Raw genomic sequence first — 11,711 nt, 5'->3', positions numbered from 1 at the left:
GTCAGGCCGCGTCCACGGTCATGTCACCGCACGCCTCCAATGCTGCAATCTCCTCCTTCGAAAGGCCGAACTCGGCCAGGATCTCGCGGCCATGCTGGCCGACCAGTGGCGCCGGCCGTTCGATGGTCGCGGGCGTCTCGCTCATCTTGACCGCAGGCGCCACCACCCGCACCTTGCCGCCGCGCGGATGATCGTAGCTGGTGATCATGCCCATGTGCTTGACCTGCGGGTCTTCGGCCGCACGGCGGATATCCTTCACCTCGGCGCACCAGATGTCGGCTGCCAGCAGCCGCGCCAGCAGATCCTGCGTGGCGAATTTCTTCGTCTCCGCATTGACCTTCTCGAACACCTCGTCGCGCTTGTCGAACAAGGTCTTGAGGTCGTCATAGACGGCAAGCTGCGGCGCCTCCAGCACCTCGTAGAGCGTCTTGAACGGGCTCATGGCGATCGAAATGTAGCCGCCGTCCTTCGCCTCGTAGATGCCGAACGGCGCCTGCATGCCGGGATGGCCGATGCCGGAATTGGGCCGCACGAAATCCTCGCCGAGGTTGAGCACGGCTACATATTCCTGATTGAGATGCGCCAGCAGACCGGCCAGCAGATTGACCTCGATCTTCTGGCCTTTGCCGGTCTTCTCGCGATAATAAAGCGCCGACAGGATGCCGTAGACCATGTTCATGGCGCCGATCTGGTCGGCGAGCCCGGCGCCGGCCGGAACCGGCGCCTGGTCGCCGCGGCCAGTGTTGGCAATGAGCCCGGCAAGCCCCTGGATCAGCATGTCCTGGCCGGGGCGCTCGACATAGGGGCCCTCCTCGCCATAGCCCGAACCCGAGCAGTAGATGATGCGCGGATTGACAGCCTTGAAGTCCTCATAGCCATAGCCGAGCTTGGCCAGCACGCCGGGGCGGAAATTCTGCACCACCACGTCGGCGGTCTTGGCCATCTCCATGAGGATGGCGTGCACCTTGCGGCTCTTCAGGTTGAGCGCGATCGAGCGCTTGTTGCGGTTCCAGGCGAGGAAATTCGGGCTCTCGGAGCCGCCCACCCATTTGGCGAAGAAGGTCATGCCACGGAACATGTCGCCAGCGCCAGTACGCTCGACCTTGATGACGTCGGCGCCCATGTCGCCGAGCAGCTGCGTGGCGAACGGCCCCTGCAGCAAATGGCTGAAATCGAGGATGCGGACGCCTTCGAGGGCCTTGTTCATTTCAAATCTCGTTTCGTGTTTTCAAAGCAGTTCGGGAACATAGCGCGGTGCGGCGGTCAGGCCGCCATCCACACGCAAATCGGTGCCGGTGGTGAAGCCCGCGGCATCGGAGGCGAGATAGACGGCGGCCTCGGCCACTTCGGAAGGTTCGCCGATGCGGCCAAGCGGATGCATCTTGACCCAGGCTTTGGCGAGATTGCCGCCGATCTCCTTGATCAGTCTGTCGTTCATCGGCGTGTTGATGGTGCCCGGCGAGATCGAATTGACGCGGATGTTCACCGGGCCGAACTCGACCGCCATCTGGCGCGTCATCGCCATCACCGCGCCCTTGGCGCCGGCATAGGCGGTCCAGCCGTCGAGGCCGATATGGCCCTGCGCCGAAGCCATATTGATGATCGAGCCCGACTTCTGCGCGATCATGTGCGGCAGCGCGTATTTGCAGCCGCGAAACACGCTGGTCAGGTTGACCGCGATCAGTCGGTTCCATTGCTCGTCGGTCATCTCGTGCACCGGCATGCCGCCAATGGCGATGGCGGCGTTGTTGACCAGGATGTCGAGATGCCCGGTCTTCTTGACGGCGCTGTCGATGAGGCCGGCGATGTCGGGCCCTTGAGAGACGTCGCAATGCACGTAATCGGCCTGACGGCCGGCGGCGCGAAGTGCGCTCGCCAATTCCTCGCCCGCGCCGTCGGCTATGTCGCCTAGGAAAACATGCGCGCCTTCGCGCGCCATCGCTTCAGCGATCGCGTGCCCGATGCCATCGGCAGCTCCGGTGATGACGGCGGTTTTCCCTTCGAGACGAGCCATGTCAGCCTCCATTCGCGCGCCGGCGTTTCGCCTCGTCGAAGGCGACTGCGGCGATGATGATCATGCCGGTGATGACCAACTGCCATTCGGTCGGCAGGCCGAGCCCGCGCAGGCCGTTGGACAGGAACTGCAGGATCAGCACGCCCAGAGCCATGCCGGTCAGGCTGCCGATGCCGCCGGCAAGGCTGACCCCACCGAGCACCGTGGCGGCGACGACCTGGAATTCGAAATTGAGCCCCGCCGTATGCTGCGCCGAGCCGACGCGCGCGGCGAGAATAATGCCCGCAATCGTCGCCAGCAGTGAGCTAATGATGAAGCAGATGAACTTGACGCGCCGCACATCATAGCCAGCCAGCCGCGCCACTTCCTGATTGCCGCCGACGGCATAGATCTGCCGCCCGAACGGCCGATGCTGCATCATGTAGGCGAAGGCGGCGAGCAGGATGATGGCGATGACAGCCGAATAGGGGATGGTGTTGAACAGGCGGCCATCCGACAGAGCGATAAAGCTGTCGAGGCTGGCATCGTCCGGGATGGCGCGCTGGCCGGTATAGAGATAGACACCGCCGCGCATGATAAACATCGTGCCCAAAGTCACGATCAGCGAGTTGATGCCGGCATAAGCGGTGAGATAGCCGTTCACCACGCCGATGATCAGCCCGAACAGCAGCGCGCCACTGATGCCGAGCCACAGCGAGTTGGTGTCGTTCATGATGATGATCAGCGGCAGGGCAATGGTCGCGAGCAGCGAGCCGATCGAGATGTCGACCTCGCCGGAAATGAAGACGATGGCGCAGCCAATGCCGGCGATCAGCGGCAGCGACGCCTGGCCAAGCACATTGGTCAGGTTGCGCACGGAGAAGAAATTCTCGACCGTGAAGGAAAAGAACGCCAGCACCAGGATAAGGCAGACAAGCAGCGTCAGTTCCTGCCGGGCAACGAGCCGCACCAGCATGGATGGCTGGGCCTTTGCGGAAGCCGTGGCTGCAGAGCTCATCGCACGCTTCCTTCGAGGCGGGGCTGATCGCTGGATGTCATCATTTTATTACCATTTTACCCGATCGCCGCATTGAGGATCTTCTCCTGTGTGGCTTCCTCTCGCGACATGATCGCGGTCAGGCGGCCTTCGCACATCACCGCGATCCGGTCCGCAAGACCGAGCAGCTCCGGCATCTCGGACGTCATCATGACCACCGCCAGGCCCTCGCCGGCGAGCCGGTCGATCAGCGCGAAGATTTCCGACTTGGCGCCGACATCGATGCCGCGCGTCGGCTCGTCGACGACGATCACTTTCAGGCCCCGCATCAGCCAACGCGCGATCAGCACTTTCTGCTGATTGCCGCCCGACAGGTTCTTCACCTGCTGGAACAGGCTGGGCGTCTTGATGCGGAAACGGTCGACATAGTCCTGCACCGCTTTGTGTTCCTTCGCCTTGTCGACGAACCCCAGGCGGGCGAAAGCACCGAGCGAGGCCAGGCTGGCATTCTGGTAGACAGGCAGTTCGCCCATCAGCCCTTCGCTCTTGCGGTCCTCAGTGAGCAGGCCGATGCCGAGCTTGACGCCGGTGCGCGTGTCATGCGGCACGAGCCGGCTGCCGTCGACGGTGATCGTGCCCGCAGTGATCGGGTCATAGCCTACGATCGCCTTGGCGAGTTCGGTGCGGCCAGCGCCCATCAATCCAAAGAAGCCGAGCACCTCGCCGGCTCGTGCCTCGAAGGAGACGTCGGTCAGCTTCTTCGCCGTGCTGAGGTTCTCCACCGACAGCGCGACCTTGCTGCCCGCCGCCCCACGCTGGCGGGGAAACAGATTGTCGATGCGCCGGCCGATCATGTCCTGGATCAGCGTGTCGTTGGTGTGCTCGCCGATCGGCCTGGTCGAGATGTGGCGCCCATCACGCAGCACGGTCACCGTGTCGGCGATCTCGAAAACCTCGTCGAGCTTGTGGCTGACATAGACCACCGCGATGCCAAGGCTGGCCAGCCGGCGGATGACTGTGAACAGCAGCGAAACCTCGTTCGGCGTCAGCGAAGATGTCGGTTCGTCCATCACCACGACGCGGGCTTCATGGGCGAGCGCACGGGCGATCTCGACCATCTGCTGCTGGCTGACCGGCAGCGATCCAGTGCGTGCCGCCGGATCGACGTTGAAGCCGATGCGGTGGAATAGCGCAGCTGAATCGGCACGAATCTTCTTCCAGTCGATCGAGCCGGCTCTGCCGGTCGGATAGCCTTCCAGGAAGATGTTCTCGGCAACGGTGAATTCGGAGATCAGCGCGATCTCCTGAAACACGACCTTGATGCCTTCCTTCAAGCTGTCGCGCGGCGACTTGATGTCGACCTCGTGCCCGCGCAGGCGGATGGTGCCGGCATCCTTGCCGTAGACACCAGCCATGATCTTGATCAGCGTCGACTTGCCGGCGCCGTTCTCGCCCATCAAGGCATGGATCTTGCCGGGCTCCAGGCTGAAGTCGACATTGTCGAGCGCCACGACGCCGGGGAAGCGCTTGTCGATGCCGCGCAGTTCGAGCGCCGGCACGCTGGTGTCGATGGCCGCGCCTTCGTCAGGGTGGAGGAAATCAACGGACATTGGCTTTGTTCCGGATGATGTCGAGATAGGTTGCGAGGATGATGACGACGCCCGGCACCACCATCTGCAGGTCCTGGTTCCAGCCGAGAATGATGATGCCGTTGTCGATCACCTTCAGCACCAGTACGCCGAGCAAGGTGCCGAACAGCGATCCACGGCCTCCGAGCAGGCTGGTGCCGCCGAGGATGACGGCAGCAATGACCGTCAGTTCGAAGCCGCGGCCGGCGGTCGGCTGGCCGGCATTCATCAGCGACGACAGGATCATGCCGGCAACGCCGACGCAGAGCCCGGTGAGAACGAAGGCAAACAGCTTGAGGCGCTCGGACCGAAGGCCGGACAGGCGCACCGCCTTTTCATTGGCGCCAACGGCATAGAGATAGCGGCCGAGCGTGGTGAAACGCAGCGTCACATAGGCAACCACGAAGATCAGCGCCGCCAGAATGACGGGGACCGGCACCGCGCCGACGTAGCCGGCGCCGAGATCGGTGAAGCTCGCGAGCTGATTGTGGTTCTGCACCGCCTCGCGCGTGAACAGATACACGCCGCCTTGCAGCATCATCATCGTGCCGATGGTGGCGATCAGCGAGTTGACCCGCAGCCTGGTGACGACCAGCCCATTGAACAGGCCGACCCCGCCGGCAAAGGCAAGGGCCGCCAGCAAGCCGAGCGTGAGGCTATGGGTAGAATTGAGCACCGCCATGCCGATGCAGCCGACGAAGGCGAGTGACGCGCCGACCGACAGATCGACCTCGGCGGTGATGATGAGCATGGTCATGCCCGAGGCAACGATCAGCACCAGCGCGCATTGGCGCAGAATGGCGATGATGTTGGCCTCCGAATAGAATTGCGGCGCCGCGATCGAGATGGCGATGCACAGCACCGCCAGGATGACACCCAGCACAAGCTGGCTGCTGCCCAGCAGCTGTCCGCCGACAAAGCGCTTCGGCGCGGAGGCGTGTGTAAGCTCGCTCATCTCAATCCATTCCGGGCCGCTAGGTTCAGGCGCCCTTCCCGCATTGCGGGAAGGGCAAAGTCAGCCGGCTTTATTTCTTCAGGTCGGCGGAGGTCTTCATGCACTTTGCCGGCGGCTGCAGTGCGTTGACGGCATCCCATTTGATGGTGCGGGTGGTGCCGTCATAGTCGTAGAACTTCTTCCAGTCCTCGCCGTTCATGGGTGCGGTCGGGCTGACGATGTGCTCCGGCACTTCCTCGCTGTTGAACAGTTTCACTGCGGCATCGATTGCGGTAAAGCCTTCCTTTTCCGGGAACATCGCGGCTTCGATGCGGTAAGAGGGCTCGTTCTGCATCGCGTTGATGAAGGCAAGCCCCTCCCCGCCGGTGCCGACGGTCAACAGGCCATCCTGCGACTTGCCGGCCGCTTTCCAGGCCTGTAGGCCGCCCAGCGACGACGAGTCGTTGATGCCGTAGATGATGTTGATGTCGGCGTTCTTGGCGAGTGCCGCCGAAGACACTTCGAGCGCGCGGTCCGGGTTACCGCCGCCGTCAAGGTCGTGGACCATGACCGCGTCAGGGATGACGGTTTTCAGCCCATCCATGAAGCCGTGCGAGCGCAGCACCGTGGCGGAAAGCAGCGGCAGGCCGACATTCATCACCTTGGCAACGCCGCCGAGCTTTTCCTTGGCAAATTTGCCGGCCTCGACGCCGGAGAAATAGCCGGTGTCATAGTCGCAGATAGCGACCATCGTCGTCATGCCCTTGACCGGATTGCCCTCAAGCACCACCGGAATGTTGGCGGCTTTGGCCTGACGCAGCAGCGGCACCACACCTTCTTCATTCACCGGCGTGATGATCAGCACATCGACGCCCTTGGCGATGAAGTCTTCGGCTGCAGCGACCTGCTTGGATATGTCGAGATTGGCGTCCTGTACCTCGACCTCGATGCCGAGTTCCTTCCCGTGAGCCTTCATGCCCTTGATGACGTTCTGGTACCATTCATGGGTGGCGTAATTGGTGACGTAGCCGATGCGCTTGGGCATGTTCTCGGCATGTGCAGCCGCGCCCATGGCCAACGCGGCCGCGGATGCAAACAGGATTGACTTGGACCAGTGCATTTTCTTCTCCCAGGTTTATCGCTTTTGTTAATCGCTGAACGGGTAGTCCCGCCGTTCCGAGTCGGCACGTAACGAAGAGCTGGATTCCCCCCAACCGAGCTCCGCCGATATCTTCTCGGCGGCTGCGCGAGTGCGTTCGAAGACGGTCTGCCGGTCGAACCGTGCGGCCTTCTGCGGCAGCAGCGGGACCGTGAGTGCGGCGATGACGGCGCCGGTGTGATCGCGCACCGGCATGGAGATGTTGGTGCAGGCTTCGACGGCCAACGAGGCACGCATCTCGTAGCCGAGCCTGGCCACCTCGTTCAGCCGTGCCTCGATTTCGGCCCGCGTGCCCTGTCCTTCGCCGGCGGTCACGATGCGATCGACAATGCGGTCGCGCTCGGCCCGGTTCGAATGGGCGAGCAAGACCGCGCCTGAACTGGTTTCGAGGATCGGGAAATGCGACCCCAATGCAACCGAGTAGCGCATCGGCAGCGGTGAATCGATCTGCAGCACCACCAGCGCGTTCTGGCCTTCGCGCACCACGAGGTGGCAACTCTGATCGGCATTGGCGGTCAGTTCGCGCATCACCGGCAGCGCGCATTCGACCACCCGGTTTACCGGCGGGTGCATGTGCGCCAGTTCGAACAGCTTCAGCGACAGGCGGAAGCGGTCCGACTGCGTGCGAAAGATGTAGCCGCGCTTTTCCAGCAGGAGCAGGATGCGGTAGATTTCGTGAATGGAGCGTCCGAGGCCGGCCGCGATCTCGGTCTGGGTCAGTGTTTCAGCGCTGGCGGCCATGAACTCCAGGACGTCGAGCGCCTTGTCTACCGCTGGCACACGATAGCCGTTGCGACCGCTTTCGCTGTCGTCGAGCGTCTCGGCAACATTAGCGGCCATCACGCAATGCTCCATTCCGTTTGCCTGGTTTCGCGGTAGAGGCGATTCACATGGTCGGCGAGTTCGGCCGCCGAAATGTCGCCGGCGATGGCGGCCGCCGCATGCGGCGCGCATTCGCGGAAGAAGGCGATGAAGCCAGGGTGCGTCGGACGCAGATAGGACGAGCTGATCGTCGCAAGCGTCGAGTTGAAGAAATTGCCGCAGAGTTGGTTGACCTCGACATCTTTCCAAGCCGCCAGCGATCCCGGCTGTCCGCCCGACTTTGCATAGTCGCCGCGCTGGTATTCGGGCGAGCACAGGAACACCGCGTAGTCGATCGCGGCCTGCCGGTGTTTCGACTGGGCGCTGACGCCGATGCCGGCACCGCCGAGCAAGGCTCCGGCGAAGTGCGGCGTCGGCACGTCGGCAAAGCGCAGACACGGCCTGTCACTCTTGGAGGCATAGTTCACATAACCGAACGCGAAAGGCACATAGACCACGTCGTCATACGCGATCATATGGTCATAGCAGCGGATCGGGTTCCATTTTGATGAGTTCGGATGCGACAGCGCCGCAAGCTCACGCAATTGAGTGATGGCCTGCTCGATCATCTCCCTGGCAATGAATTGCTCACCGTTCTCCTGTGGGCGGCCAAGCGTCAGAAGCATGCACATGGCATCCGTCGGGACCGAGGGCAGGCCAAGCCACTTGCCGTTCTTGCGGGCACGCTGACCAAGCTCGACCACCTCGTCATGTGTGCGCGGCACCGGCCCGTAACGCTCCAGGAGATCCGGGCGATAGGACGCGACCTGACAAGCGGCATCGATCGGCAACGCCCATTGGCGTCCGTTCTTTGCGTAGGAGCGCCAGGACGCACCGACCGAATCGCGTTCGAAGAAACGGATTTGTTCGGCCGACAGATAGGCGTCGAACGGCACCATCAGCTCATCCTTCACGATGTCGCCGATGAAGGGATGGTCGAACACGACCAGATCGTAAGTGCCGAGCACCGGACCGAGGGTACCCTCGCCGAATTCATAGAGGCTGCGGCGGTCCCATTCGATTTCAAGGCCTGGATTGCCAGCGCAATACGGCGCCACGCTGGCGTCGAGCGGACCCCAGCAACGTCGATGATCCCACGCAAGACCGCGCAGTCTTGTCATTTCAGGCAATTCCTCCCTGGAACCGAGCATGTCCGCCCGGCCCGCAGTCGTAGCAGGTATTTTCACATAGACAAGTAACTTTTACATATGCAAAGGGCAGTTCGCCTCCTGACAGCTTCAAGCCAGCCCGAACCGCTCGACGGCGCGCATGATGCCACGCAGCTCGGCGAGGCCTTTCAGCCGGCCGATCAGCGAATAGCCGGGATTGATCCTGGTCTTGCCGATATCGTCGGCGAGCAGGTGGCCGTGGTCCGGCCGCATCGGAATGCGCCAGTCAGCGCGGCCCTCGTTGCGGCGCCGCGCCTCTTCCTGCATCAGTGCGAGGATGACATGCGCCATGTCGGTGCCACCCTCGAGATGCTCGGCCTCATAGAACGAGCCGTCATCCTCGATGGTGATGTTGCGCAGATGGACGAAATGGATGCGATCGGCGAATTCCTTGACCATGGCGACGATGTCGTTGTCGGCGCGCGTGCCGTAGGAGCCGGTGCAGAACGTCAGGCCGTTGGCCGGGCTGTCGACTGCGTTGAGGATAAAACGCGCATCCTCGGCGGTCGAAACGATGCGCGGCAGGCCATAGAGCGAGAAGGGCGGGTCGTCGGGATGGATGCACATGCGAACCCCCTCCTCTTCGGCCACCGGAATGATCTCGCGCAGGAACCAGGCAAGGTTGGCGCGCAATTCCTTCGGCCCGATCGCATCGTATTCCGCCAGGGCCTCGCGAAAACTGTCCCTGTTGTAGCTGCGCTCGGTCGCCGGCAGGCCGGCGATCAGGTTGCGCTCGATCCTGTCGATCGCCTCGCTGCTCAGTTCCTTCAGCCGCGCTTCCGCCTCGGCGATGCGGGCGGCACTGTACCCGGCCTCGGCATTGCTGCGCTTCAGCACGAACAGGTCGTAGGCCGCGAAATCGACCGCATCGAAACGCAGGGCATAACCGGTGGTCGGCAGCCGATAGGCCAGGTCGGTGCGGGTCCAGTCGACCACGGGCATGAAATTGTAGCAGATCGTGGCGATGCCGGCCTTGGCAAGCGCGCGGATCGTGTCACGATAATAGCCGGCGTAGCGCTCGCGTTCCGGTGCGCCGATCTTGAAGGAATTATGGACCGGGATGCTCTCGACGACCGACCATGTCAGGTCAGCGGCCTCGATGATCCGCTTGCGCTCCAGAATGCTCTCAAGCGGCCAGGCGCGGCCATCATAGATGTCGTGCAAGGCTGATACGATGCCGGTCGCGCCCGCCTGCTTGACATGATCGAGTGTTACCGGGTCGTTCGGTCCATACCAACGCCAGCACTGTTCCATGTAGCCTCCTCAATGTCAGGTGGGCGACCTTATTGTTGGACCACAGACCTGTCAACACGCTGAATTCTTCTTGAATCAACCGATGGCGGGGCCCTTTTCCGACCTTTCTCCCGGGCGCCGATTGATTTCCTAGCCGTTTCAGCCTAGCCTTGGTCCAACAAATATGAAGGAACAACGCCTTGGATCAAGTAGCGACGGACGATGCCGGGGTCAGCAGTTCGGCCGTCGATCAGACTGTGCGGCAGATCCTCGACCTCATTCGAAACCGCGCCATGTCCGTCGGCGACGTGCTGCCCACCGAACGGGAGCTTGGCGAACTGTTCGGCGCCAGCCGCAACACGATACGCGAGGCACTGCGCACCATCCGCACCTATGGCCTGATCGATCCCAAGCCGCGTGTCGGCGCGGTGCTGGCCGACCGCCAGAATATCGCGATCCAGAACTTCTTCGCCGCGCAGATGGATATATCGAAGACCTCTTTCCACGACATCCAGGGGTTTCGCCGCATCATTGAAGTGAGCATCGGCGACCACATCGTTCTCAATGCCAGTGCCGCCGAACTCGACGCCCTGGACGAGGTCAACGGCCTGATCGAAACCAGCAAGGATGTGCAGGAGGCAGCACAGCGCGATTTCGATTTCCACCTGGCGCTGATGAAGCTCGCCGGCAACCGCATGCTGGTGCAGACCTATCAGTTCCTGTCGCCGGTCATCCTGCACATCATGACCGTCGGCAAATCCATCCGGCCGGTGCTGAGCGAAACACGCCACGCCCATGGCGAGATCATCGCGGCTTTGCGGGCGCGAGACCGCATCGCCTACAGCTACCTGATGAGCCGGCATCTCGATTTCGGCCTGCGCTTTGTCCCCGACGACCTCGAAAACGCCCGCACCTCGCCGGCGCTGACGGACCCTTCCAAGGATTTGCATCATGTCTGACTTTGAGAACAAGGTTGCGCTGATCACCGGCACGACCGGCATCGCGCTCGCCACCGCGAAGCGTCTGGCGCAGGGAGGTGCTGCGATCATCGCCTGCGGCATCGACCGCGCAGCCAACGCGGCCATGCAGGAGAGCCTCGCCAGTACCGGAGCGAATACGCTGGTGCAGACGGTTGATGTTTCCGTTTCCGACCAGGTTCGCGACGCGGTCGTAGAGGGCGTCAAGCGGTTTGGCGGCATTGATGTCATCGTCAATTCCGCGGCGGTTCATCCCTACGGGACGGCGACGACGACCGACTGGGAAACCTGGAACCGGGCGATGGCGGTCAATGTCGGCTCGATCTATCTGACCGCCCATTTCGGCATCCCGGAAATGATCAAGCGTGGCGGTGGCGCGATCGTCAACGTCGCTTCGGTGCAGGGCTTCGCCTGCCAGCAGAACGTCGCCGCCTATGCCACGACCAAGGGCGCCATCCACACGCTGACGCGATCGCTGGCGCTCGACTATGCGCCGGCTGGCATCCGGGTCAATTCGGTCAGCCCAGGCTCGATCCGCACGCCGATCCTCGAGAAGGCCGCACGCGGCGACAATGGCAGCGATGCCGATGTCGAAGAGGCTTACCGGCGCTTCGGCGCGGCCCATCCGCTTGGCCGCATCGGGGAACCGGAAGAGGTGGCGGAGCTGATCGCCTTCCTGTGCTCGTCGAAGGCCGGATTCTGCACTGGCGCGGACTACAGAATAGATGGCGGCCTGACCGCCGGCATCGGCGTGAAGTAA

At 62.7% G+C, this 11,711-nt stretch carries 11 protein-coding genes; 2 read left to right on the top strand and 9 right to left on the bottom strand.

Annotated features, from left to right (window positions below):
* Position 1 precedes the first annotated feature (1 nt).
* The 9 genes from NKJ06_RS12885 to uxuA form a co-directional block, all read right to left on the bottom strand.
* Positions 2-1,207, bottom strand: coding sequence for a CaiB/BaiF CoA transferase family protein (locus tag NKJ06_RS12885; RefSeq protein ID WP_352809950.1), 1,206 nt, complete (start codon positions 1,205-1,207; stop codon positions 2-4).
* A gap of 21 nt (positions 1,208-1,228) precedes the next feature.
* Positions 1,229-2,014, bottom strand: a complete 786-nt coding sequence (locus NKJ06_RS12880; protein WP_352809949.1) for an SDR family NAD(P)-dependent oxidoreductase — start codon at positions 2,012-2,014, stop codon at positions 1,229-1,231.
* Between the two features lies 1 nt (position 2,015).
* The gene (locus NKJ06_RS12875) at positions 2,016-3,011 is read right to left on the bottom strand and encodes an ABC transporter permease (protein ID WP_352809948.1); all 996 of its coding nucleotides are present in this window, start codon (positions 3,009-3,011) and stop codon (positions 2,016-2,018) included.
* A gap of 56 nt (positions 3,012-3,067) precedes the next feature.
* Positions 3,068-4,600, bottom strand: coding sequence for a sugar ABC transporter ATP-binding protein (locus tag NKJ06_RS12870; RefSeq protein WP_352809947.1), 1,533 nt, complete (start codon positions 4,598-4,600; stop codon positions 3,068-3,070).
* On the bottom strand, positions 4,590-5,573 hold the full coding sequence (locus NKJ06_RS12865; protein WP_031259451.1) for an ABC transporter permease: 984 nt from the start codon (positions 5,571-5,573) through the stop codon (positions 4,590-4,592). The genes NKJ06_RS12870 and NKJ06_RS12865 overlap by 11 nt, the downstream gene beginning before the upstream one ends.
* Positions 5,574-5,643: 70 nt before the next feature.
* Entirely contained in the window at positions 5,644-6,672 is a 1,029-nt protein-coding gene (locus tag NKJ06_RS12860; protein WP_352809946.1) for a sugar ABC transporter substrate-binding protein, read from the bottom strand.
* Between the two features lie 27 nt (positions 6,673-6,699).
* A complete protein-coding gene (locus NKJ06_RS12855; RefSeq protein WP_352809945.1) occupies positions 6,700-7,551 on the bottom strand; it encodes an IclR family transcriptional regulator in 852 nt (283 codons plus the stop codon).
* A complete protein-coding gene (locus NKJ06_RS12850) occupies positions 7,551-8,693 on the bottom strand; it encodes an ABC transporter substrate-binding protein (RefSeq protein WP_352809944.1) in 1,143 nt (380 codons plus the stop codon). Before NKJ06_RS12850 ends, NKJ06_RS12855 begins: the two co-directional genes overlap by 1 nt.
* A 117-nt stretch (positions 8,694-8,810) precedes the next feature.
* On the bottom strand, positions 8,811-9,995 hold the full coding sequence (gene uxuA / locus NKJ06_RS12845; protein WP_352809943.1) for a mannonate dehydratase: 1,185 nt from the start codon (positions 9,993-9,995) through the stop codon (positions 8,811-8,813).
* A gap of 179 nt (positions 9,996-10,174) precedes the next feature.
* Between uxuA and NKJ06_RS12840 the strand changes: the two genes are divergently transcribed.
* Together NKJ06_RS12840 and NKJ06_RS12835 are read left to right on the top strand one after the other, a co-directional pair.
* Positions 10,175-10,933, top strand: coding sequence for a FadR/GntR family transcriptional regulator (locus NKJ06_RS12840; protein WP_352809942.1), 759 nt, complete (start codon positions 10,175-10,177; stop codon positions 10,931-10,933).
* Entirely contained in the window at positions 10,926-11,711 is a 786-nt protein-coding gene (locus NKJ06_RS12835; protein WP_352809941.1) for an SDR family NAD(P)-dependent oxidoreductase, read from the top strand. Before NKJ06_RS12840 ends, NKJ06_RS12835 begins: the two co-directional genes overlap by 8 nt.

Source organism: Mesorhizobium sp. M0293 (assembly GCF_040321735.1).
Lineage (GTDB): Bacteria > Pseudomonadota > Alphaproteobacteria > Rhizobiales > Rhizobiaceae > Mesorhizobium.
Note: the sequence above shows the minus strand (reverse complement) of the source record. Positions and strands in the feature narration are given on the sequence as shown.

What these genes read in the sequence shown, in the direction of transcription:
- NKJ06_RS12865 (WP_031259451.1), bottom strand. Translation starts at nt 5,573, where the DNA reads ATGAGCGAGCTTACACACGCCTCCGCGCCGAAGCGCTTTGTCGGCGGA.
- NKJ06_RS12880 (WP_352809949.1), bottom strand. Translation starts at nt 2,014, where the DNA reads ATGGCTCGTCTCGAAGGGAAAACCGCCGTCATCACCGGAGCTGCCGAT.
- NKJ06_RS12850 (WP_352809944.1), bottom strand. Translation starts at nt 8,693, where the DNA reads ATGACAAGACTGCGCGGTCTTGCGTGGGATCATCGACGTTGCTGGGGT.
- NKJ06_RS12870 (WP_352809947.1), bottom strand. Translation starts at nt 4,600, where the DNA reads ATGTCCGTTGATTTCCTCCACCCTGACGAAGGCGCGGCCATCGACACC.
- NKJ06_RS12860 (WP_352809946.1), bottom strand. Translation starts at nt 6,672, where the DNA reads ATGCACTGGTCCAAGTCAATCCTGTTTGCATCCGCGGCCGCGTTGGCC.
- NKJ06_RS12855 (WP_352809945.1), bottom strand. Translation starts at nt 7,551, where the DNA reads ATGGCCGCTAATGTTGCCGAGACGCTCGACGACAGCGAAAGCGGTCGC.
- uxuA (WP_352809943.1), bottom strand. Translation starts at nt 9,995, where the DNA reads ATGGAACAGTGCTGGCGTTGGTATGGACCGAACGACCCGGTAACACTC.
- NKJ06_RS12835 (WP_352809941.1), top strand. Translation starts at nt 10,926, where the DNA reads ATGTCTGACTTTGAGAACAAGGTTGCGCTGATCACCGGCACGACCGGC.
- NKJ06_RS12875 (WP_352809948.1), bottom strand. Translation starts at nt 3,011, where the DNA reads ATGAGCTCTGCAGCCACGGCTTCCGCAAAGGCCCAGCCATCCATGCTG.
- NKJ06_RS12885 (WP_352809950.1), bottom strand. Translation starts at nt 1,207, where the DNA reads ATGAACAAGGCCCTCGAAGGCGTCCGCATCCTCGATTTCAGCCATTTG.